The sequence below is a fragment of the Streptococcus mitis genome (assembly GCF_047465045.1).
Classification (GTDB): domain Bacteria; phylum Bacillota; class Bacilli; order Lactobacillales; family Streptococcaceae; genus Streptococcus; species Streptococcus mitis_DT.
Genome location: NZ_JASHAR010000001.1, coordinates 79706 through 101723, shown reverse-complemented (window position 1 = coordinate 101723; position 22018 = coordinate 79706). Strand labels below are relative to the sequence as shown.

23 protein-coding genes are annotated in these 22018 nt (G+C 38.8%); 3 read left to right on the top strand and 20 right to left on the bottom strand.

Annotation, left to right across the window (positions count from 1 at the left end):
- Positions 1 to 104 precede the first annotated feature (104 nt).
- Positions 105 to 485: a PBECR2 nuclease fold domain-containing protein gene (locus QM409_RS00485; protein ID WP_004269701.1), complete on the bottom strand. Its 381-nt coding sequence runs from the start codon at positions 483 to 485 to the stop codon at positions 105 to 107.
- A 155-nt stretch (positions 486 to 640) separates the two neighbouring features.
- Here QM409_RS00485 and QM409_RS00480 point away from each other — a divergent pair, with 155 nt between their 5' ends.
- The 3 genes from QM409_RS00480 to QM409_RS00470 are packed head-to-tail and all read left to right on the top strand — an operon-like array spanning position 641 to position 2490.
- Positions 641 to 772 carry an SPJ_0845 family protein gene (locus QM409_RS00480; protein ID WP_004234728.1) on the top strand — a complete coding sequence of 44 codons (132 nt, stop codon included), beginning with the start codon at positions 641 to 643 and terminating at the stop codon, positions 770 to 772.
- Entirely contained in the window at positions 773 to 1678 is a 906-nt protein-coding gene (locus tag QM409_RS00475) for a permease (protein WP_414304973.1), read from the top strand.
- Complete coding sequence (locus QM409_RS00470) at positions 1675 to 2490, top strand: TIGR03943 family putative permease subunit (RefSeq protein WP_070482695.1); 816 nt, start codon at positions 1675 to 1677, stop codon at positions 2488 to 2490. Before QM409_RS00475 ends, QM409_RS00470 begins: the two co-directional genes overlap by 4 nt.
- Before the next feature lie 125 nt (positions 2491 to 2615).
- Here QM409_RS00470 and QM409_RS00465 read toward each other — a convergent pair whose 3' ends face one another.
- The 19 genes from QM409_RS00465 to QM409_RS00375 form a co-directional block, all read right to left on the bottom strand.
- Positions 2616 to 3668 (bottom strand): hypothetical protein, encoded by a 1053-nt coding sequence (locus tag QM409_RS00465; RefSeq protein ID WP_414304974.1) that lies wholly within the window; start codon positions 3666 to 3668, stop codon positions 2616 to 2618.
- Positions 3669 to 3676: 8 nt separating this feature from the next.
- Positions 3677 to 4450, bottom strand: a complete 774-nt coding sequence (locus tag QM409_RS00460) for a DNA polymerase beta superfamily protein (protein ID WP_414304975.1) — start codon at positions 4448 to 4450, stop codon at positions 3677 to 3679.
- 151 nt (positions 4451 to 4601) lie between these two features.
- Positions 4602 to 5537 carry a bifunctional riboflavin kinase/FAD synthetase gene (locus QM409_RS00455; protein WP_414304976.1) on the bottom strand — a complete coding sequence of 312 codons (936 nt, stop codon included), beginning with the start codon at positions 5535 to 5537 and terminating at the stop codon, positions 4602 to 4604.
- A gap of 143 nt (positions 5538 to 5680) precedes the next feature.
- Positions 5681 to 9220, bottom strand: a complete 3540-nt coding sequence (gene smc / locus QM409_RS00450) for a chromosome segregation protein SMC (RefSeq protein WP_414304977.1) — start codon at positions 9218 to 9220, stop codon at positions 5681 to 5683.
- Positions 9211 to 9909, bottom strand: a complete 699-nt coding sequence (gene rnc / locus QM409_RS00445) for a ribonuclease III (protein ID WP_000661487.1) — start codon at positions 9907 to 9909, stop codon at positions 9211 to 9213. The genes smc and rnc overlap by 10 nt, the downstream gene beginning before the upstream one ends.
- 418 nt (positions 9910 to 10327) lie before the next feature.
- Positions 10328 to 11665, bottom strand: a complete 1338-nt coding sequence (locus QM409_RS00440) for an ISLre2 family transposase (RefSeq protein ID WP_414304978.1) — start codon at positions 11663 to 11665, stop codon at positions 10328 to 10330.
- 109 nt (positions 11666 to 11774) lie between these two features.
- A complete protein-coding gene (locus QM409_RS00435) occupies positions 11775 to 12104 on the bottom strand; it encodes a hypothetical protein (protein WP_125328178.1) in 330 nt (109 codons plus the stop codon).
- A gap of 17 nt (positions 12105 to 12121) precedes the next feature.
- Positions 12122 to 12502 (bottom strand): replication initiator protein A, encoded by a 381-nt coding sequence (locus QM409_RS00430; protein WP_061421583.1) that lies wholly within the window; start codon positions 12500 to 12502, stop codon positions 12122 to 12124.
- A 26-nt stretch (positions 12503 to 12528) separates the two neighbouring features.
- Positions 12529 to 12801 (bottom strand): hypothetical protein, encoded by a 273-nt coding sequence (locus tag QM409_RS00425; RefSeq protein WP_000138500.1) that lies wholly within the window; start codon positions 12799 to 12801, stop codon positions 12529 to 12531.
- A complete protein-coding gene (locus QM409_RS00420; protein WP_049494020.1) occupies positions 12798 to 13616 on the bottom strand; it encodes a ParA family protein in 819 nt (272 codons plus the stop codon). Before QM409_RS00420 ends, QM409_RS00425 begins: the two co-directional genes overlap by 4 nt.
- Positions 13617 to 13739: 123 nt before the next feature.
- Positions 13740 to 14330, bottom strand: coding sequence for a hypothetical protein (locus tag QM409_RS00415; RefSeq protein ID WP_061420473.1), 591 nt, complete (start codon positions 14328 to 14330; stop codon positions 13740 to 13742).
- 14 nt (positions 14331 to 14344) lie between these two features.
- Positions 14345 to 15685: a CHAP domain-containing protein gene (locus QM409_RS00410; protein ID WP_414304979.1), complete on the bottom strand. Its 1341-nt coding sequence runs from the start codon at positions 15683 to 15685 to the stop codon at positions 14345 to 14347.
- A gap of 15 nt (positions 15686 to 15700) precedes the next feature.
- A complete protein-coding gene (locus QM409_RS00405) occupies positions 15701 to 15952 on the bottom strand; it encodes a hypothetical protein (RefSeq protein WP_001107251.1) in 252 nt (83 codons plus the stop codon).
- A 19-nt stretch (positions 15953 to 15971) separates the two neighbouring features.
- Entirely contained in the window at positions 15972 to 17918 is a 1947-nt protein-coding gene (locus QM409_RS00400; protein WP_001113074.1) for a hypothetical protein, read from the bottom strand.
- Between the two features lie 10 nt (positions 17919 to 17928).
- The gene (locus QM409_RS00395) at positions 17929 to 18576 is read right to left on the bottom strand and encodes a hypothetical protein (RefSeq protein WP_125328181.1); all 648 of its coding nucleotides are present in this window, start codon (positions 18574 to 18576) and stop codon (positions 17929 to 17931) included.
- A complete protein-coding gene (locus QM409_RS00390; protein ID WP_000274176.1) occupies positions 18576 to 18884 on the bottom strand; it encodes a DUF5592 family protein in 309 nt (102 codons plus the stop codon). Before QM409_RS00390 ends, QM409_RS00395 begins: the two co-directional genes overlap by 1 nt.
- A 147-nt stretch (positions 18885 to 19031) precedes the next feature.
- Positions 19032 to 19313 carry a BRCT domain-containing protein gene (locus QM409_RS00385; RefSeq protein ID WP_009730726.1) on the bottom strand — a complete coding sequence of 94 codons (282 nt, stop codon included), beginning with the start codon at positions 19311 to 19313 and terminating at the stop codon, positions 19032 to 19034.
- Between the two features lie 8 nt (positions 19314 to 19321).
- The gene (locus QM409_RS00380) at positions 19322 to 21361 is read right to left on the bottom strand and encodes a pLS20_p028 family conjugation system transmembrane protein (protein ID WP_414304980.1); all 2040 of its coding nucleotides are present in this window, start codon (positions 21359 to 21361) and stop codon (positions 19322 to 19324) included.
- A 121-nt stretch (positions 21362 to 21482) separates the two neighbouring features.
- Positions 21483 to 21983, bottom strand: coding sequence for a lipoprotein (locus QM409_RS00375; RefSeq protein WP_080982883.1), 501 nt, complete (start codon positions 21981 to 21983; stop codon positions 21483 to 21485).
- Between the last annotated feature and the right edge of the window lie 35 nt (positions 21984 to 22018).

Here is a 22018-nt window from a genome sequence, read left to right as displayed (position 1 = left end):
CGGACACTTGGCTGGTCGGTGTACCCAGCATCTCAGATACCTTATTCAAGGTGCGGCAGGAACCTTTCTGCCCTCAAATGTCTTTCGTTAATGTTATTCTAGCACTATCTACTTTTTTTGTCAAGCTTTCTCAATCTACCAGACTTAATACGACTTTGTAACTTGAAATCTTGTAAACGATACATGGTCGGAACATAAAAGAAATCACCACTTTTATGTAACTTAATCGCAACAAGAACATTATCATCAAATCTTTTAACATATTCAAAACTAGCATCTTTCTCTCGTGGATTGACCCCAACGAAATCTGGATTACTTAGTATAAGTTCCAGATCTTCGATATGATGAATCACGTCATTATGATGCCGTTTCAACATATGACTTCTTAAACCTTCTTTGTTAACTTTGATATCACTAGCTTCAAGAACAATATTAAAAATTTCTTTTACTTCGTCAGTAACCTGACCGATCTTTTTATGTTCCATCATTCCCTCCGTTATTCCAAAATTATTATATCACAATCATAGTGTATATTAGGATATATCACGCTCTATTATTCGTTAGATACTCAATTTTAACTTTTCCCTTTTCCTTAAAATAATAGTATAATAGAAGTAGAATTTAGAATCGAGGTGCACCTATGGCTGTAAAATTTACAAAAACTGATGACTTGGACAAGATGTTTGAAGAGTTTGCTAAACTCCCTGATTTGAAACAAGTCACTTTCCCTGATGACAAAGAGAAAAAAGCCAAAGCAGAAAAGAAAAACTAGATGACTGCTTTCCAACAACTCCCGTCTAGTGTGCTTCAGACTGGGGCTATTTTTCTCTCTATAATTATTGAAGCCCTACCCTTCGTTCTGATAGGAAGTATTGTTTCAGGACTGATTGAGGTTTATATCACACCTGAAAAGGTTTATCATTTTCTCCCTCGAAATCGTTGGGGGAGAATCTTTTTTGGCACCTTCGTTGGGATACTTTTCCCTTCTTGTGAATGTGGGATTGTCCCCATTATCAATCGTTTTCTGGAAAAAAAGGTTCCCAGTTATACGGCTTTTCCCTTTCTTGTAACAGCACCTGTTATCAATCCTATTGTTCTCTTTGCGACCTATTCTGCCTTTGGAAACTCATTCCACGTCGCCCTGTTACGAGCTCTAGGGTCCATTCTTGTGGCTGTGATACTTGGGATTTTTCTAGGATTTTTCTGGCAAGAACCGATTCAAAAAGAAAATCGTTTGGCCTGTCATGAGCACGATTTTTCTCATTTGAGTCCTGCAAAAAAAGTTTTTCAAGTTTTTGTGCAAGCCATTGATGAATTTTTTGATACGGGGCGTTATTTGGTATTTGGCTGTCTCTTTGCCTCTGTTATACAGGTTTATGTTCCGACTCGGATTCTAACCTCTATCAGCGCAACCCCTCTTTTTGCCATCCTGCTTTTGATGCTTTTGGCCTTTCTTCTGTCGCTCTGTAGTGAGGCGGATGCCTTTATCGGGGCTTCTCTTCTATCGAGTTTCGGCTTAGCACCAGTTTTGGCCTTTCTCGTCATTGGCCCAATGCTGGATATCAAAAATATTCTCATGATGAAAAATTACTTGAAAGCACGATTTATCAGTCACTTCATTATGATTGTGACTCTTGTCGTCTTAGTGTATTCTCTCTTGATTGGAGTCATCCTATGATTCGATTTTTAGTTTTAGCTGGCTATTTTGAATTGACTATTTATCTCCATCTGTCGGGCAAATTAAACCAGTACATCAACATGCACTATTCCTATCTGGCCTATATTTCCATGGTACTTTCCTTTATCTTGGCTATTGTTCAATTGTATATCTGGATGAAGCAAGTCAAAACCCATAGCCATCTGAACAGCCGAATGGCTAAGGTGACGAGTGTTGCTCTTCTTGCCATTCCAATTGTCGTTGGCTTAACTTTTCCAACTGTTAGCTTGGATTCTCAGACCGTTTCAGCCAAAGGCTATCATTTCCCCTTATCAGAAGGCACGGATCAAGCCATTCAGACAAGTGAAGGGACAACAAGCCAATATTTGAAACCAGATACCAGTTCTTATTTTTCAAAATCAGCCTATGAAAAGGAAATGCGAACTGCGGCGGATAAATACTTGTCCCAAGATAGTATTCAGATCACTAATGAAAACTATATGGAAGTCATGGAGGCTATCTACGACTATCCAGATGAATTTGAGGGCAAGACAGTCCAGTTCACAGGCTTTGTCTATAACGACCCCAGTCATGCCAATAGCCAATTTCTATTCCGCTTCGGCATTATTCACTGTATCGCGGATTCAGGTGTCTATGGATTGCTGACCAAGGGAAATACCCGTCAGTATGAGAATAACACCTGGATAACAGCCAAAGGAAAATTAGTCAATCACTATCATAAAGAACTCAAACAAAACCTCCCAACCTTGGAAATCGACAGCTTTACCAAGGTCGATAAACCAGAAAATCCCTATGTGTATCGCGTGTTTTAAAAAGCAAACTAAATCCATAAAAAACAAAACGAACAAGTTCTCTTCTGAATGACAGAAAAAGAGCCTGTTCGTTTTTTATTAAATAGTCTATAGTAAGATGTCATTTTTGATGTTTTATAACTTTCTTATGTTGTATAAAAATCTATCGACAAATCGCTATCAGATTCGTATTTTTTCCAAGCTAAGCTGAATCCATAATAATCTTCAAATTCAGGGTGCCAGTCATAATAAAGTGGGACACGACTATACTTTCTTGCTACAACTTCGTCTTCAAATTCTGGAGACTCCCCTGCAGTAATACCAAATTGAAGGCCATTTAGTTCCCAGCTATTGCCCCAAACGTTTTCATCCGAGAGAACATCGATCCATCTCGAGGCATCAATATCAAAATCAGCACACAACTCTAGTTCATAGAATCTTCTACAGTTAATCTCTGAAGGCTTTATATAAAGGGCGCTATCTACTTGGTACTTTTTATCTTTGACTTGAATCTGTGTGATTTTCATTGTAATCGGAACTCCATTTAATTCTAACCAAAAATAGCCTAAGGGAGTTTTGATAACGTAATATGTTTGCTGAGGCGCAGGTTTATTGTTATTAGAGCAAGCATCAAAAATTCTTCTAAGCTTAATTAAATTTCTACAAACGTTTTTCGAAGTGATTGGGTCGAAATGTGAATACCTACGGATGACACGTTTTAACTTTTCAACAGGAAAAGTGATATCCTTTGGTAAGGCATGATACTTCTGCACAACTAAAGCAGTTTTTTCAGTATTTTCCTTTCCTACTGGGACAATAACTGCATGCCCAATATGGATATTTGGGTCATCGCAGATATAAGTATAGCCATTTGCTCCCTCCTGAAACTCAACAACAACGATATTTAAATCTTGATCCGGATCAAAGAGAGGCTCGACCTTTTCAACTTCTTGGCGTTCATAAAAAGTAAAGCGATCTCCATCTCCGTCTTCGCCAAAAACCATGAAACTACCGCATTCAGGACACTTCCACATATAAAATGAAGCCTCTGAAATGTCTTCATAAGAAATTGAATCATTACCATCTTTTTTATTCATGATTTCTACTAACAACTCATCCGAGTAAACTGAATAAGCATTTGAATCGGGCGACCTATGGTCGTTCATCGCTTGCCCGCATTTACATGTCCATTTACCCATAAACAACCTCAGTCATGCCCTAATTCTTCAAGAAAAAATTGATTTAGAGCTTTCCAGTCTTTCTTCACCTCGGTAACACTTTGAACGTATGCATCCAGCTCTTTGATGTTTTTGATGATGTAGTGCTGGATTGGCATTATCGGATCAATTTCCATACCTTCAGGCCCATTTATCTTAATGTCTAGCAAGCTTGAAACATGCTCCTGCATTTGAGACGGAAGTAATTCTTTGACCAAATCATCAAACAAAATCGGTGGAACAGAATGGTATTTTTCAATCCAGCGACAAGCCAAAATAGGACGCAGCGCATAGAAATACTTTTTAGGTTTGACCTTATCTCCTGAAAGATACTTATTCATTTGAGTTCTTGCAGTGTTCAAGTAATGGTACGGCATTTTTTTCTCAGAAAAATACTGGGTTGCAAGTGGACGTATGTGCTCGATAAAATCCGTTTGTTGATAAACAATTGGTGACTGTAACCATTCAAATAGTGTAGGATTAGACTTATAAAAAAGTTTTAAAGTCTTGTCTAAATCCCAGCCACTCACATCCCAAGTATCGTCAATTGGTAGTTCGATAACATCGCGCTGTTCATTCAAACGGAGATAAAAATCTTGCTTGTGTTTGTAGATAAATCGTACATCAAAGTCACTATCGGGAGACTCAAAGCCCCAAGCACGACTACCAGACTCAATAGCCCACAAAACTGTGACATCGAAATCACGCTCAATTTCTGCTAATTTTTCAGGTACCAGTACATTCATTTCTTCTTGCGTTTGCATAATAAAGCCTCGTCTATAATTTGAACATAAACAGTTACTAAAATAGGAAACTAGGAGGACTGAAAGTGCTTTGTATCAAACTATCAAAACTACTACCAAAATAACTAATCCATCTAGTAGCTTTTTCAGACGTTTTCTATACCTGAGACCTTTAAATGACAGAATATCCATCCTTCCAATTCCGAGCAATTTCTTCATCTTTCTGGAGTTGGTCTACCAGTTCATCAACGGAGTCAAATTTGACCATTTCACGGACACGGTCCAGCCAGTAGACAATGACTGTTTCACCGTAAATGTCATCTGAAAAATCAAAAATATTGACTTCAAAACGTGGCTCTTCTCCATCGAAAGTAACATTTTTCCCGACACTCGCCATTCCACGATATCTTTTACGCTGAACTTCAATATCGACTACGTAAACACCATCTGCTGGCATATAGGTTCGATCTCTTAAAACTAAGTTTGCTGTTGGGTAACCGATAGTCCGTCCACGAGCATTGCCATGAACAACCATTCCGCGTGATGGTAGAGGAGTGCCAAGTAAATGACCAGCTTCTCTGACATCCCCATCAAGAATAGCTTGACGAATACGAGTAGAACTAATTTTCCCCTTTTCATCCTCAACAGGAGGAACAATGATGATTTCTCCATCAAAGTAGTCCTTCAGATCATCTGCAGTTTTCTTATCAGAACCAAACGTGTAATCAAATCCCGCTACAATAATCGCTGGTTTTAATGCTCTAACATAAGTATCAAAGAACTCTTGACCCGTTAAACTAGCAAATTTACTACTAAAGTCAAGTAAGAAAAGAGCCTCTACTCCATGCCATTTCATCTTATGTTCTCGTTCTTCATGGCTGACAATATGAAGCATTAATTCTGGCTTGTAAGGTTGCAAAGCAAGCTTAGGGGACTCTGTAAAGGTCATCACGACAACTGGTAGATAATCTTTCATAGAAGCCTTGCTAGCTACTTCAAAAAGCTTCTGATGTCCCTTATGAATACCGTCAAAATAGCCTAATACAAGAACTGTTTTATCAGGTACTGCGATGTCTTTTGCGTTTTTTATAGGTACTGTTGTAATCATGAAACTATTATATCATAGAGAAAGCCTTTTCGCTAAAAGGAAATCCCAAATGTCATTTTTTGCCCCTGAACTGACCTTAAAAAATCATTCAAGATGTTAGTTTTAAAAAATAGCATCCCCTAAGAGATGCTATCGTTTGGTAACTAGTCTACTGTTTCTTCCAAATCTTTTAACTTAACCGAAACAATCTTCGAAACACCTGATTCCTGCATGGTCACTCCATAGATGGAATCAGCCGCTGCCATGGTTCCCTTACGGTGGGTTACGACAATAAATTGACTGTCCTTATCAAAGCGGTTGAGATAATCTCCAAAACGTTTAACATTGGCTTCGTCTAGCGCAGCCTCTACCTCATCCAAGATAACAAATGGAATGGTCTTGACACGAATAATGGAGAAAAGCAAAGCAAGAGCCGATAGGGCTTTTTCCCCACCACTCATAAGGTTGAGAGACTGGATTTTCTTGCCTGGTGGTTGGACAGAAATCTCAACCCCAGCTGTCAGCAGGTCTCCTTCAGTCAAAATCAAGTCAGCCTGACCTCCACCAAACATCTGCTTAAAGGTCACTTTAAAGGACTCACGAATAGCTTCAAAGGTTGATTTAAATCGTTCCTTGACTTCATCGTTCATTTCTGTAATGGTTTCAAGGAGCAGATTTTTCGCTGACAAAATATCATCTCGTTGGCTATTTAGGAAATCCAGACGATTGTGAACTTCTTCGTACTGGTCAATAGCGTCTAAATTGACAGGACCCAGTGAGCGAATAGCTTTCTCCAAATCCTTAACCTCTTGCTCTGCCAGATTGAGATTTTCCAATTCATGCGCCTTTTCTAGAGCTTCAGTATAGCTAATCTGGTACTGGTCTGTTAATTGACTTTGTAGATGGCGCAAGCGCTCGCTGACCTTTTCTTTCTTGGCTTCAGCACGAGTTTGCTTGCGAATCCACTCTTCATTCTGCTGGCGAGCTTGGTCCAAATGACTGGCAATATCATCCAGCTGACCCTCAATATCATCCAACTCAAACTGCTTGCGAATCAAACCTTGTTGGAGGTTCATTTTCTGAGTTTTGGCCTCTTCCGCCTGTTGACCGAGCAATTCTGTATCAACCTTCTCCAGATTATCAACCTTTTCTTGAAGAAGGCGCTGGATTTCCTCTTGCTCAAGATCAAGATTGTCCAATTCCTTGCCTAAACGCTCAATATCAGCTACTTCATAACGTTTTTGTCCTTGCAGTTCAGTCTTACGCAAGCGAGCTTGTGCTACCTCTTCCTGCAAGTTTTGATAGCGTTCTTGGATGGCGTTTTTATTAGACTTAATCTCTTCAATCTCAGCTTCCAGATTTTGCTTGTCACTGGCGATAGTAGTAAGGCGCTCTTGGCATTTTTCCTTATCCTCTTGCCAATCACCCTCAGAAAGACGATTTAATTCCTCTTCTTGGAGTTTCCAAAGAGTTTCCAGTTCTTCAACTTGCTGACTGGTCTGCTGATAAGCGAGGGACAAGCCCTGCTCCTGGATACGAGCTTGCTCTCCCTGAGATTTGATGGCTTCTAACTTTTCTGTCAATGAAACCATCTCATCTTGCAAGTTCTTCAAACTCGCTTCATCTGTACGCAAGCTTGCTTCTTCTTCAGCAATTTCTTTTTGTAATTGTTCCAGTTCTGGCTTGATGAAAATGCTATTATTCTGACGATTGGCTCCACCTGCATAGGAACCACCTGTACGCAGCTCTGTCCCATCCAATGTCACCATGCGAACCTGATAACGAACTTGTCGAGCAGCTTCACGCGCATACTCCACGGTGTCAAAAATAGCCGTCGTAGCTAGCAAGTTCTTGAAAATAGCTTCCAGTCTAGTATCGAAAGTAACCAGCTCATCTGCCATACCCAGAAATCCTGGACTTGCAGCAATAGCATCTTGATTCTGACTAGAAATCGTACGCGCCTTGATAGTCGTTAAAGGAAGGAAGGTTGCACGACCAGCTCTATTTCGTTTGAGGAAATCAATCGCCTTGGTTGCCGACTCTTCATCTTCTACGATGATATGCTGACTACTAGCTCCAAGCGCAATCTCTAGGGCAGTTTGATAATGCACATCAAAAGTCAGGTGCTCACTGACTGCACCAATAATCCCACCAAGGCGATCTTTTTCTTGGAGAACACTCTTAACACCTGCATAAAAGTTACTGTGATTTCTAAGGATATTTTCCAAACTTTGGGCTCTAGCCTGTTTGTTTTTGAGATTATCCAGACGATCAAAGAGTTGACTCTGTTGAGCTTGATAGGAAGTTTTCTGCTCCTCTTGCTCCTTGGCACAGACTTGATAGTCAGCCAATAATTTCTGAACCTGCTCCTTGGCAGTTTCAAGCTCATTCCTTTGCTGACTTGCCTTTTCTTTAGCTGTAGCCAGCTGTTCTTTCAGCTTTTCTAGTTGATCTGCTTGTTTTTGAGAAATCTGACGACTATTTTCCAGCTCATTCTCAATACGAGTCAGTTGGTTTGAGACATCCGCTTCTTCCTGTAAAAGCGCCACAAAGCGTTCACGCAAGAGCTCAATCATCTGATCAGGATCATCTGAAAAAGCCAGTAATTCAGCTTCTAAACGATTGAGTTTTTGATTATTTTTGATTAGATTTTCCTCTAAGAGGGCTAAAGAGCTTTCCTTATCAGATTTTTCTTTGCTGAGTGAATTTCTCTTATCCTCCAAAGCAGCCAAACGAGCTTGTGCTTCCTGTTGATTCAGGGCTACTTGCTCAGATTCCAGTTTCGATAGGGCTAATTTTCTCTCTAAATCACTAATCAGACTGGTCAAATCCATCAAACTGCCTTGGTCTTTGGACATTTCAGCCTGTAAATCTTGGCGTTGCTTTTTAAGAGCTTGATTTTCTTCTTCTAATTTTTCACGCTTTTGGTAGTAGCTCGTCAAGAGTTCCTGAACCTGAGTCAACTCTTCTTCTGTCGAGTCTAGTTCAGCCTTATTTTCCTTGATTTGAGCAACCAGCACATCTAAATAAATAGCCTTGCGTTGACCTTCCAAGTCTAAAAACTTACGGGCATTCTCAGCTTGCTTCTCAAGAGGTTTGATTTGATTATCCAACTCGTAGATAATGTCTTCAAGACGATCCAGATTATCCTGAGTTTGTTGCAATTTGCTCTCAGTCTCTTTTCTACGAGTCTTGTATTTCAAAACTCCAGCAGCTTCTTCAAAAATAGCTCGGCGTTCCTCAGGCTTGGAATTAAAAATCTCCTCAACCTTCCCTTGGGAAATGATAGAGAAGGAATCTCGTCCCAAACCTGTATCCAAGAAAAGATCATGAATATCACGCAGACGGACTTTCTTGCCGTCAATCTTGTATTCGCTATCTCCACTACGGTAGATATGACGTTCTACCCTGATTTCTTGACCTGCATCCTTGATAAATCCGTCATGATTATCCAGAGTCACAACTACAGAAGCATAATTGAGCGGTTTGCGACTTTCAGTTCCAGCAAAGATGACATCCGGCATCTTGCCCCCACGGAGACTCTTGACACTAGACTCCCCCAAAGCCCAACGCAGACTTTCTGTAATATTCGACTTTCCAGATCCATTGGGTCCAACAACTGCCGTCACACCTTGGTCAAAGACGACCTTGGTCTTATCAGCAAAAGACTTGAATCCCTGAATTTCGATTTCCTTTAAATACATGAATCCAGCCCTTTCTCAACGGCATTTTTGGCAGCTTCCTGCTCTGCTAGTTTCTTAGAACGACCTTGACCTTGACCAATGCTCTTACCTTCGACAAGAACTTCTACATCAAAGACCTTATCGTGGGCAGGACCCGTTTCAGAAATCACCTGATAACGAATAGCCACATCGCCATTGACCTGAAGTAACTCTTGGAGATGGGTTTTGTAGTCTGTAATCATCTCAAATTCGCCTGCTTCAACCTTAGGAATCATGACTTGATAGATAAATTCCTTGACCTTGGCCACATCCTTGTCCAAAAGAAGGGCACCAAGAAAGGCTTCAAAGGCATCACCAAGAATGGTATCACGATTGCGTCCACCAGACTTTTCTTCCCCTTTACCAAGTTTGATAAACTGATCAAACTGGCAATCACGCGCAAAACCAGCCAAACTTTCCTCGCGGACAATCATGGCACGGAGTTTAGACAAGTCACCCTCAGGCTTTTTAGGATATTTTTTATACAGATATTCTGAAATCAATAACTGTAGAACAGCGTCTCCTAAAAATTCCAAGCGTTCATTGTGTGAAATTTTTAAGAGGCGGTGCTCATTGGCATAACTCGTATGAGTAAAGGCAGTCTCCAGTAAATTTTTGTCTGCAAATTCGATTGCAAAATGGTTCTTTAGTACAGTTTGTAATTCTTTCATACCAACCTCTTTCTAACTGATAACAGTCCTTTTTATTATATCAAAAAAAGCCCCCTGAGTCACTCTAAAACGGGACTAGGTATGCGGTAGAATTTTTTAGAACGCCTAAATTCATACAATTTTTAGGAGAACATCACCGAGTTTTAAAAAAAGACTGAACAAATTTCTTGCTCAGTCTTGACATTGATACACTTATCAGGTATCATTAATTAAAGACTGAGTAAGAAGGACGAGTTCTTACTCGGTAAGGCGAGAAGTGTTAGCGCACTTTTCGTCTTTTTTTATTCGATTAATTTAAGTAAATTATAACACATTTTTACATACCGTGCAAGCATTTTATGTTTAATTGTAGCACAAAAAGACCTTCTTTTACAAAGGTTATTGTTATATAACTTTTTATATACTTTGTTATGTACTTCTATTGTTTTCGGAAGTAAGATAATCTTTTACTATCAGGGTAACATTGATATCTAGATGTATTTTCTTTTTCCGTTTTACTCATTCTTTTTTTAATGGTATAAGCAGAAACTTCCTCTAAAGAAATAAATTTTTCATAGTCCTCTCTCCAGTTGCCAAAGAATAGTTCCCTCAAGGAATCCTCATAATTCAAAACAATTATCCGACTCATCGTTTCAGCTCCAGCAAGAGTCCAGTACATTCCTCTTTTTTTCATTCTATAAGTGACCTTACGATGCTGACTCTCCATTATCCCGATTCCTGCATGACTGAATCCCCTTTGTTCGGCTGGTTTAGTATATTGGAAATTTCTCAATATTTTACTCTTGAACTTCTCAAATAACTCTTGTTCTTCTTCTGTCTCGATATAACTTTCGGTCGTATCTAGGACAGTTCTCATTAACTGCTTATCATGTTGCTTAATCGCCTGGAAAGCTCTCTCTAATAGATCTTCAGAGTAAAATTTTAGATAATTCTTTAACTCTTTATTTACATGGTACTCATCCCAGAAATGTTCGTGGCGTTTAATTCGCAAAACCTTCGCAATCTCTTTGAAAACATAGGGTGTATATCCATGACCTCCATCAGAGTTCGTAATCAATAAAGTCCTATCCGTAACTTCATAATTATTGAATAGATAATCGATCACCTGCTCCCTCACTAATCGGTTGTCAAGGCCAATAAATTCTTTTTTGTCCTGGAGTTCAAATCGATTGCTGCCAACTTTCTGGCTTCCTGTATGAACTACAAAATGGGATAAATCATAATGTTTATTATCCTTTTGTGTGTCACGTGCTTTAACCATCACACCATCACCCTCAATATAAATAACCTGGGCTTTTCTTTTGCTAACCTCTCTATTCTCTTCATAATATCGATAGCCTTCTCTTTCCTCCAATAACTTCTCACAGATTTTTACAGCTTTTACCACAATTGGCTTTGTGATAGAGATGTGATAAGTCAATTGGATCACCTGAGTTACTTTATCATATGGCATCAAAGTAGATAATTTGGCCACCTGATACATAAATTCCCAGGAGAAGCGGACGTTCTTCTGGAGCCCTAACTTTTCATCTACTGGAATGACCCAATGATCTCCCTTTTTCCAACGTCTTCTTCTGAAAGTAAACTCTCCAAATGTAAAAGCGACGGTTCGCTCCATTGAATGAATACAGGTATATCCCTTTGCTTTCATGACCGGAATCATCTCCTCATCATACCTAGAAACAAAGTTATAAAATTCTTTTGCATTTTGAAACAGCAATTGATTTTTTAATTCTCTCTCATCAAAGAAAGCCATTCAGAATCCTCCCTTATTAAAATTACGCTTATTTTAATAAATTTTGACCTGAATGTTCAAATAATCCTTTGTTCTGACAAAAAAAGAGCCTATCTTTTCAGATAAACTCTTACTTGTCATACCAGGGTTTCTCTTTCTTACTCAAATAGGATTTGCTCATTTCAATAGTAGCTATCCCCATAGGAATCAAAATAATACTCCATAAAACCGTCACAATTCCATCTGCAATAAAGGAAAAACCACCTGTAAAGTGAAGTCCCAAATACAGTAATAATACAACTGGAAGGAAAGCTGGAGCGAATCTTAAAACGGCCAATCCTAAAACAATTATAAACACCATACTAAGCCCAAATGTTTTATAGAACACATAGATTGCTATAGCTCCGATAAAAATAAAGAACAGCTGAACAAGTCTTTTAATATCAATGAAAATCATCATAGATTCCTCCTACTTCATCAGTAATATTTTAAAATCTCATCTGTTAGGTAAATTCTATTGGGTAGATTGGATCCTTGGCGTACTTCTTCAATTAAACCATGATTCTTTAGCTTCTTTTTCAAAGAAATCACTTTACTTTTACCTGATTGAAGAGACTCCATTAGCTCCTCTATAGGGTAACATACAAAAGTATTTCCATTTTCATCATATCCTTTTAATTCAAAGTCAACTGCAGCTCTTAAACGATTTAATAAAAGCATGTAGAGAAAAATTCCACTACTCTTCAAATCATTGAACTGTGGGTTGTCTATTATTGGACGAGGGATGACAATTTGTCCTGAATCTATTGCTGCTGAAGAAAATTCAGGAATATCTGATAGATTTGATAAGTATTTCATTGCTGCATTTCCTTTCTTATGGAACGCTATTTTTTCTTTCGCTCCATCTTTTCCCATTCTCTTATAATCAGATTCTCGAGATAAGATGAAGCTGATTTTTCACCGTGATACTCTACTAAAGCATCTAACATATCGTATCGAACATTATGATGTAAAGAGAATGGATATCTTTGCTTTTTGTTATAGCTTTCAGGAGACTTTCTAGCCTCCTGATTTTGTTTCCTCGACGAAGGGGTCTTCTCTCTCTTTGGTGTACTTTGGAATGTTTGTTTTACTTGTGCGAATCGATTCTCTGTCATGCTACCTCTCCTTCTAACACACTCAAAATATTTTCATATACATAGTTTATATTATCATAAAACTTTTTATGTGTCTCTTGTTGGTTAGCTGTCATCTCTTCATGCTGCTCAAAAACACTCTGACTAATCACAAGACTCTTGGCCATGAGCTCTTTCTCCTGGATAGATCCCAGATAAGCCTGATCTTCTTCAACAACTTCTAAAAATTGTTTACAAGTGTCTGTTACATTGTTTCCAACGTACTTGATCTTATTTCCAATAAGATAAGGTTCTGCTTTAACATAGCTTTTCTTAGTAATCACTTCGATAGCTTCGCTCTTAATGAAATCTACAAAATTTTTCAAAGATAACCAGGCACGAAAACCATTAAGAGAGGCATCAGAAACAGCCAAGACAATATCTGATACAGCTATAAAATTTGCTGTAACTAAACTCTCATCATTGTGCGTATCAATCAGAATGACATCAAATTGTGCTTCTAACTCTTCGTAATGTTCGCTAAACCACATAAACAACTGGAGATACTTGTTGTTTCGACTGGCAAGATCTAACTGCTCATCTGTCAAACGCTCATCACCACAAATCAAACTGAGATTTTCTGATATTGGAACAATCTCATACTCTCCAGTCGTAAATATATCATAGACAGTTTTCTCGCATTTTACATCAAATGTTCTTGTCAAATTACATTCCCAAGCTCCATCAATTAGTAGTGTTCTAAGCCCCTTAACACGTGCCAACCAATCCCCTTCATTAAAGGTATCTGTAGTCTTACCACCGCCACCTTTTCCTAAGTTTGTAGTCTGAATCTTCATGATTCCCTCCTTGGATAATTGTATATTTTGTTATATAACTTTTTATATACTTAATTATAACTGAAACAACTTTGTTTGTCAATATAAAAGCACAAAAAGTTATATAACTTTTTGTGCAACTTATTATCCGTATGTACCACCTATATTTCCGCCAACATAGGCTTTTAGCTGGATTTGTTGAACCGTAGTATTGAAATTTCCAACGAAATAGCTGTTCTCTTCTCCATTTTTAGTTAGAACAACCAAAAATTGAATCACATCATCTGATTCAGTTGGCATCACTTCCAATTGTTTAGGTTGAAAATCATACTGATTCGTCAGAAGAGCCATCGCAAAGGTTTGAACCATCGCATTCTGTGTCATAGATAAATGATTCTCAATTGTTCCCTTTACATTTGGCAGAAAATTCGTCTTTTTTATATCTGCTACTGCTTCTTCAAAGGCTTTTAACACTTCTTTTTTGTCTTCTGAGCTTGCCTCTGCATAGGGGCGTTCTAGTTTTAGCTTAGCTGTCCGATAATTCTTCTCATCTGCTGTTTCCTCTTTGGAAGACGGTTCGTTTTGTGCGGTTCCTGAAGAACTCACCTGAGCCGTTTCTTCTATTTTAGTTTGTTGAGATGGCCTGAAACTCGATACAATCCCTATTCCTGCCAAAACCAATAGAATACCTACTACAATCGATACAACCATATTCTCCTTTATCCAATCAATCATCTTATATCCTCCTTTTAATTTGAACTTAATTTAGCTTCTCTGTCATCTGGATAAGCAAAAGAGATTACCTGTTCTTGTTGTTGTGATTTAGTCCAAATACGATAATTCCATGTATATGGAGTTTTGAACTGATCCCAACCACTCAGAGGTGTATTTTGTTCTACAAATAAGATAGAGCCATTCTCGAAAACATGACATACAATTCCAGTATGACCATATCCTCCGCCTCCTACCTGTGAAGAAAAAATAGCGCCTCTTTTGGGTGTAGTCTTAACCGAATTTCCAAATATTGCAGCCCATGCCGCCGCTTGATCTTTCCCATCGCCCTGTACGGAGCCAGAATGACCCCATAAGTGATTTCCCATGCTAATTGTAAGATTCACACATTGTCCAGCATACTCGTCACTTCCAGGATTATACCATCCTGTAGACTTAGCATAATCCATGCCTAGGCTCTTAGGATCAATAATGAATGGTTTCAAGCTATCTGGTAAGTCTTCTGGTTTATACCCCCATGCAGTCGCATCTGAAGGGACAGTTCCCGTTCCATCGGTGCTGCTACCTGACTCTCCACATCCACTTCTTTCAGCTGAAGAAGACACTGCACTATCTGAAGAACTGACATCTTGTGTACTGGATCCTTCATAAGGTTTCTCGCCATGAGCAGCAATAGCTTCCTTATCAAGCCACTGATACTTCGTACCTAGTTTTTGATACATATCAGTTAGTTTGCTCTTATAAGTGCCATCTGTGGCCCATCCGCCATCTGCTATAGCGGATAGGCTAGCAATGCCATTTGTATTGTTTATAGCCCCTTTATAAAGTGTCTGGTGAGCCATAAACTCGGACTTCCCTACAATCCCTGCATCATAGCTAGAGAACCAGGTATAAGCTCCTCCTGTGCCGTCTCCAACATTTGCTCCAGGCTTTGTTCCTGTTAGGTCAACACTGTCTTCACCATACGTCGCAAGAGTAACTGGAAAATTACTTTTACTAGAGGTTTTAACACCTCCCATATTGTGAGCTTTCCAGAAGGAAGTACCATTAGGATTCGTAAAATTGAAGCCATTCTCTATCATTGTTTGAGTGATAGAAGCTGAAGGTAGGAAACCTCCTGCCTTCCAAGACAGGATATAGGCTTCCTTGTGCTTTTTTACAAATTCATCGATGGAACCATCAGCTGAAGAAACTGTGGAGTCGCCAGTTGAAGATGTTGTTTCTACAGCACCACAATCATTTCTTCCATTATTGGTTACAGCTCCCATTATCCCAACTAACATGGTTATCCCAACATTGATAATTAATAGGAGAGCCACAAAAGGAATGAGGATCTTCAGTTTAAATATTTTTTTCATGGATACCTCGCTTATTTACCACAATCCTAATATTGTTCGCAAAATTCCATAAAAAACTAAAAATACAATAAATCCTATTCCAATCTTCTTGAGACCGTTCAAAAACTCCTTATCTCGTTCTTTTTGTGCTTCCAGGCGTTTTGGATCAGATTCTCCCTCTGAAGCGAAATAATCTCTTTCTTGTTGCATGCGATATTTACGAATCAACACATATTGATCAAATCTCTGCTTAGTCCTGGCAATCATTCCTAGTTTATTTTTGGCCATTCTGGTTTACCTTCCTTTCTTACTCAATACCGCCATAGCGCTCAACTTCAGGGGCTAACAGCTGTTGGTTAAAGACCAGATTTCCTACCCCTGCAATATTCATGAATAACTGTCCTTTCTTCAGACGAGGCAAAGTCTCTAGTTCAGACTGGTTCATTGATCCAGATAAGGCGTTAGCTAGTAGAGGAACACTGGTTTCGTCCGTCTGAGCAAAAACTCTATATTGCATCAGACCAAAAATCCTCTGGACTGCCGTTACGTACGGATCCTTATGAGTGCCAATCCCCGTCTCAAACAGAATCCCTCGCAGTGAATTAACAGACAATACAACACCAGCAAAGTTTTCGCCCATTGTATCAATCATATCAGCCAGAAGGTTGACACTACTTTCATGCTTAGGGTCAATGAGTGTCTGTGCCCCACTAATATTGACAATATAGTGCTGCATATCCATCTCCGTTAAGTCAGGACGTCTCTTCAGTAATTGCTTACAGCGTTTTCCGTTATTGACAATATCAGCCGAGACAAGTGAAAGAACAGAGAATATTTGAACATTTAACAAATGAGGGGCGTTCTTCAAACCCGAGAAGTCAAATGTCACAACTTGCTCTGAAGAAATATCTTGAAATTTGGTTGTCCCCTCGAAAATTTCTGCGTTTGTTGTCAATAGTTCGTTAAACGTATTGTAAATACGCTTAACAGCCTTGTGTTCGGCTTTATCCGTACTAGTTTGTTCCAGTCGACGTTTGTAGGCATCAACAAACAAAATAAAATCAGACAGAATAGGATACTCTTCCTTCACAATATCCGTCGCTTTCAGTTTTTCTGGATTCAACGACGGATTTCGAGCCCACATATTTCCCTCAATATAAAACTCATTCAGGAGAGTTCCAAATGTAATTAAATCGTCTCCTGTCACTTCATTATTCAGGAGTTTATAGATACTCTTCAGTTTCTCGATATGAAGGTTGTAAGATTTCTTCTTATCGATTTCAGTTCCTGCTTCATTGGTTACTGTTGGAAATACCTGGAAAATATTGATACGGTTAGCTTCACCTGATAAATCAAGAATCAATCCATGTTGTTTTCGTGTCTGATCAAGAAACTGGCCAGTAGCATCAAAGTTACGAATATAATGCCCCTTCGCATAGAGACCGTCTGTGTGTTTCATAAGAAAAGATCGTTGTCCCATCTTTGGATTTCCAGATAGGATCATAAAAGATCGTGTTCTTTTCTCGTCACGTTCTAGAAAATTGAAATTTACCGCTCCGTTCGTTGGAGTCCATCCAAGATAGAAGCCTTTCTCATCTTCTAGCTTCGTATGATTAAAGAAATATCCACCAGCTATTGAGTGAGCTGGAGTCGGTATCCCTCTTCGATGATTGGGCAAATCAATCTGATATTCGGCTGGAATAAATGGAGCATGGTATTCAAAATCTAATTCTCCAGACAGAATAGTGGATTTGAATTTCGACGTTTTGTCTTTGACTTCTTCAACCTTCTTGAATAACTCTTCTTTGATTGATGCAAACACAAAGACACGAATATACATCCCATACATAGCTATATTCCGCTTATCAATTTCACGGCTTAGTTTATTAAGATTGTCAATCTCATCTAGTTCTTTCCGATTATTGGTTAGTTTGCTATTGTTTGTAATCCGTGTTGACTTCTCTTCAATAGAGTCCTCAATCTCTTTTTGAAGCTGTCTATTATCCTCCTTGTACAGTGACAGGAAGGAACGTGTTCCAGGAAGCAACAACAATTCAGAAAGCCAAAAACGATCCATTCCTTCAGTTGGATACTCATAATAGTGTAAGACCGTATGGCATCCATCTCCACTTATCCAGAAACGATCATCCTTTTTAAAATCAATATTTCCTTGCGGTTGAATCTGGCTAAGGAAAGCAAGGTCATATCCTTCATTTTTTAGTTGTCTTTGTCTACGTTTTGATAAATCAGGCATGCTATCTCTCCTACACTTTCTCATTCATATTGTTGTATTGCTTTATAATCTGAATTTTCTTCCTGTAGCTGATATCTTGTGGAACAAAATCATTATTTCCATAGGTTTTAGCCTTACGAACCAATTCGTCCAATTCGGTTGTTGTAGGTGCAAATAGCCACAGTATGAACTCTGTATTATAGACTTCTTGTCGGATGCTTTCTTCAACTTTAATTTGGCTTTGAAGCCAAATTTCACGATCCTTGAGTTGTAAAAAACGTCTATCATTTATTGATAACTTAGACATTTCTTGTCGCACTAAATCCAAATGATGGCGCAAGTCAGAAATTTGCGTATCTGTATTTGTTGGTAAAGTTGTCGTCTCCACTTGGATATTCGATCCAAATCGAGTCAACCAGGTTTCAAAATTTTCAATGGTTCTCATAACCTCGTTATAAGACATCGATCCTAAATCTTTACCTGGTATCTCCATCAGCTGCAAGTAGCCATAATCAACTAACTGGATATAAGCCTGGCTGTTCGGAATGATTGATTTTACATCTAACAACTCAACGCAAGAATGTAAATCAAAATATTCCTGCGTTTGTTTCTTTGTTTCTTGAAGACGTCCCAGAGGGCGTTTCTCCTTTTTTGAGGGTTGAATTTGTTTAATCGCCATTATGGTTTTCTCCTTCTGATATAATTCAAGCTAATATAACGTTTTCTTCTTCGTCTGAAGAAAAGAAACATGCTGTGCCAATTCTTTTTGCCACCGTTAGCTGGTAACACCAGATACAAACTCAGAACTGGCGTTAAAAAAATGAATGCGAACATCTGTATCCACTGACTTTTAGGAAAGATTTTTAAGCCAACGCTCAAAGCGATTACGCCAGTAATTCCTACAAAAGCAATATCTAGAATAAGAAGGCCTATAATCTTGATTTTGGCATAGATATCTCTAGGTACACCGTATTTTTCACCGTACATGAATTTCTCCTTTATATTTGTTTTGACACTCACATTATAATGAATAATCGGAAATATCTTTTAAAGGGACAATAGAATTTTTCCCATCATCCTTCAGGAATAAATTGTATAAAAAGTTATATACTTTTTTAAACAATAAAAGAAGCCTCAATCTTGAGACTTCTTAACTAAATCAAAGAATGATTCTTCAGAAAGGAAAGTGATGAATTGACCGTCTGATATTCGTCTAAGCGCTTCATCATGCTTTTTAGACCTTTTATCTAGATCAAAAAGATTCAACTGCTTGTGTCCTAAAACCAATATATCTGTCCTTGAAGATATATAGTTTTGAACGACAGCTCCTTTACTTTCTAAAAAGCGTATGGCCTCTTCTCGAGTTAGAGGACGTAGACTTCCTGTGATAACAATGTTCTTTCCTGTTAAATCCATAGTTCAGCCTATTCTTCTTCGTCCTCACTCTCAGCACCTGTTATATGACGTCCTCCCTGCATACGCTGACCTGCTTGTTGCATTTGTTGGTTCATGTAATTCATTTGATTCATGCTCTGTTGAAATTTTTGTTGAGAAGAATCAGGCTGTGCTGGTGGTTGTGTCGATTCTGAAACTGGTGCATCTGCAGGTGGATTTGGATCTTGAATTGGGGACTCCATTCCTTCAGCTGAAGGAGTTGGATCGACAATAGGTGCATCCGTTGTTCCTGGGTCAATTGGAGGCTCAGGAATATCAACTGGTCCAGGCTGATTAATACCAGGAACTGCATCGTTTTTCAATGCGTTATAGGTCGCATTTTGAGCAGAGGCAGCCTTATCATCCAGCTTATCTAAAACTTTTCCAACTGCCCCTTTCCCATTTTGCATAGCTTCAAAAGCTTTCCATTCTGCCAAATCAACCATATTACTTACACCACCTTTGGCCGCATTCATCAAGCCCTGGTCTTTTACAGAGTTCAAAGCACCTTGAATACCACCTCCAGTTCTGGCAAGGCTATTCCCCAGAATCTGACTTCCTTTAGATAGGGCATCTGGAGCTTTTTGTGCCATATCCATACCAAATTGACCAAGTGCCATACCACCATTAAAGAGGCCGCCTGCTCCAGCCGCAAAAGCATTACCCATCATCATAGCACCCAGCAATTGTTGAGCTGTTTCACTATGACCTGTTGAAACTCCAAGCCAGCGCTCAATCATGGCCACTCCTTGCATGGCCGCAAAGAATACCCCCACATAGACAAAGGCAGCTGCGAGACACTGTTCCCACATATTGAGTCCATCAAAGAATCCGCCAGAAAGTTTCGTTACAGCTGATACAGAAAGGATTGGTAAATCTCGGAAAATCTCAAGCGTTACACGCATAATAATGACTTCAAAGAAGATTCCTGCTAAAGCACCGCCAATCGTTCTTAACAACTCCTTATATTTCTTTGAGTTTGATAGAGAGCTATAACCAAGAATCGGAGAAATCATTGCTTCAATCAGAATATCAAAAACTGATTTAACGAGCTTAATGATCATGCTGACCAAGAGAATAGCTAGGATTATATACTGGAGGAACATTCCTATCCAGTTGACTTTATAACGCATATAAACCGATTCAAAAGCACTCAATTGATTAATGACTCGGTGTTCTGTAATGCTTTCAACCCCTGTATTATTGGAATTCAACTTATGGAGGAACAAGCCTTTAATTCCTGCTATTTTATCGTTTTTCTGTATATCATCTAACATTTTTGGATTTGTCGTACCATAGTTTGCCCCAAAATCAATCTTGGTCGCAAAATCTGCCGTATCCCGTTGGTCAGGGTTATCCGTGATATTATTGACAGGGGTAGAACCCTCCTGAACGGGCTTGATATAGCCATAATCATCCATTGGAAACAACTCTGTAGAAAAATCTTTGTATATCAAGACTTTTAGGTCTACTACATTATTTTTCATGGGCTGAAGAGCCAAGGAGGAAGTTGGTTGACTACCAGATGGCGCTTCGCTGGAGACTGTCTGGATAGACATGGCATCCTGTGCCACTGCTGTTGAGATGGTGGTCAAAGCTAAAGGCAAAACCGTGGTTACTGCAGTTACCAAAAGGAAATTAATAATAACCCCCTTATACTTTACTGGCTTAGTAAAAACGCCTGCTATAGCCGACACAACCAAAATCAGAGTAAACAAGGACGTTCCTAATATCTGAAACCAGTAGAAAAATTGACCAATGACTGTCTTCTGATCCCCCAAATATCCGAAAAGCCCAAAGAGCTTGAACATATTATTAAAAACATGTTCTAGACTGGAAATGATTTGATAAAAAGCTTTAACGATCCCTCCTGGTAAATAGGATAGATATGCCATAAATGCAGGAGTCGGTTCTAAATAGTTTCCCCAGTAGGAATAGAATTCCGCCAGCTTTTTTGCATTCTCGCCTGTGATTTCACCATTGAGTTCCTTGACCTCATTCACCAAATCTGAAAAGGTTTGATAGTGCACTAAAGGTACCTTCTTTCTTTTTAAGATACCCCTATCATATTCGATAATGACAAAATCGTTTTTAAAGGGACAATGAAATTATGACAACAAAAAAGCCTCAAGTAATTGAGACTTTTCTAAATTAATCTGCTGTTCCATTGAAATCATAGAAAGCATTGTCTTCTTTATAGCCACGACGTAGCTCAATGATTCGGATTTTTTTACCACCCTCAGTCAAGACAACTTGATAATAAGCCTCTGCTTCTTCAGGCTTACCTATATCCCTATAATCAACAGCGATTGTAAAATTGTCTTTTCCTTTCAGTTGACTTTCTAAACTAACAATAGTTCCCCTGAAAGAGGCTGGAATTGCCTTCACTTGTTCTTCTGAAAGCACACTGTAGTTAATACTTTCACCGTCGTTATTTGAAATGGTTCGCTTTTCTTTGTCAAATTTTAAGGTAGTTCCTACTCCACCTTTAAAATCAAGACTCTCATAACCATCTTCCTGTGAAAAGCCTGTATAGCTATCTTTTAGCACATTTTTAGCAATAGAATCAGGTGATTTTTGACCACAAGCTCCAAGTATAATCAAGGCTAAACCTACTAAAACAATTCTTAAAAAGTACTTTGCTTTCATCATTTATCTCCTAACCATTATTTACCTCATTATAACAA

Excerpts from the sequence above, each read along its gene's own strand:
- QM409_RS00485 (WP_004269701.1), bottom strand. The coding sequence starts at position 485 with ATGGAACATAAAAAGATCGGTCAGGTTACTGACGAAGTAAAAGAAATT.
- QM409_RS00480 (WP_004234728.1), top strand. The coding sequence starts at position 641 with ATGGCTGTAAAATTTACAAAAACTGATGACTTGGACAAGATGTTTGAA.
- QM409_RS00475 (WP_414304973.1), top strand. The coding sequence starts at position 773 with ATGACTGCTTTCCAACAACTCCCGTCTAGTGTGCTTCAGACTGGGGCT.
- QM409_RS00470 (WP_070482695.1), top strand. The coding sequence starts at position 1,675 with ATGATTCGATTTTTAGTTTTAGCTGGCTATTTTGAATTGACTATTTAT.
- QM409_RS00465 (WP_414304974.1), bottom strand. The coding sequence starts at position 3,668 with ATGGGTAAATGGACATGTAAATGCGGGCAAGCGATGAACGACCATAGG.
- QM409_RS00460 (WP_414304975.1), bottom strand. The coding sequence starts at position 4,450 with ATGCAAACGCAAGAAGAAATGAATGTACTGGTACCTGAAAAATTAGCA.
- QM409_RS00455 (WP_414304976.1), bottom strand. The coding sequence starts at position 5,537 with ATGATTACAACAGTACCTATAAAAAACGCAAAAGACATCGCAGTACCT.
- smc (WP_414304977.1), bottom strand. The coding sequence starts at position 9,220 with ATGTATTTAAAGGAAATCGAAATTCAGGGATTCAAGTCTTTTGCTGAT.
- rnc (WP_000661487.1), bottom strand. The coding sequence starts at position 9,909 with ATGAAAGAATTACAAACTGTACTAAAGAACCATTTTGCAATCGAATTT.
- QM409_RS00440 (WP_414304978.1), bottom strand. The coding sequence starts at position 11,665 with ATGGCTTTCTTTGATGAGAGAGAATTAAAAAATCAATTGCTGTTTCAA.
- QM409_RS00435 (WP_125328178.1), bottom strand. The coding sequence starts at position 12,104 with ATGATGATTTTCATTGATATTAAAAGACTTGTTCAGCTGTTCTTTATT.
- QM409_RS00430 (WP_061421583.1), bottom strand. The coding sequence starts at position 12,502 with ATGAAATACTTATCAAATCTATCAGATATTCCTGAATTTTCTTCAGCA.
- QM409_RS00425 (WP_000138500.1), bottom strand. The coding sequence starts at position 12,801 with ATGACAGAGAATCGATTCGCACAAGTAAAACAAACATTCCAAAGTACA.
- QM409_RS00420 (WP_049494020.1), bottom strand. The coding sequence starts at position 13,616 with ATGAAGATTCAGACTACAAACTTAGGAAAAGGTGGCGGTGGTAAGACT.
- QM409_RS00415 (WP_061420473.1), bottom strand. The coding sequence starts at position 14,330 with ATGATTGATTGGATAAAGGAGAATATGGTTGTATCGATTGTAGTAGGT.
- QM409_RS00410 (WP_414304979.1), bottom strand. The coding sequence starts at position 15,685 with ATGAAAAAAATATTTAAACTGAAGATCCTCATTCCTTTTGTGGCTCTC.
- QM409_RS00405 (WP_001107251.1), bottom strand. The coding sequence starts at position 15,952 with ATGGCCAAAAATAAACTAGGAATGATTGCCAGGACTAAGCAGAGATTT.
- QM409_RS00400 (WP_001113074.1), bottom strand. The coding sequence starts at position 17,918 with ATGCCTGATTTATCAAAACGTAGACAAAGACAACTAAAAAATGAAGGA.
- QM409_RS00395 (WP_125328181.1), bottom strand. The coding sequence starts at position 18,576 with ATGGCGATTAAACAAATTCAACCCTCAAAAAAGGAGAAACGCCCTCTG.
- QM409_RS00390 (WP_000274176.1), bottom strand. The coding sequence starts at position 18,884 with ATGTACGGTGAAAAATACGGTGTACCTAGAGATATCTATGCCAAAATC.
- QM409_RS00385 (WP_009730726.1), bottom strand. The coding sequence starts at position 19,313 with ATGGATTTAACAGGAAAGAACATTGTTATCACAGGAAGTCTACGTCCT.
- QM409_RS00375 (WP_080982883.1), bottom strand. The coding sequence starts at position 21,983 with ATGATGAAAGCAAAGTACTTTTTAAGAATTGTTTTAGTAGGTTTAGCC.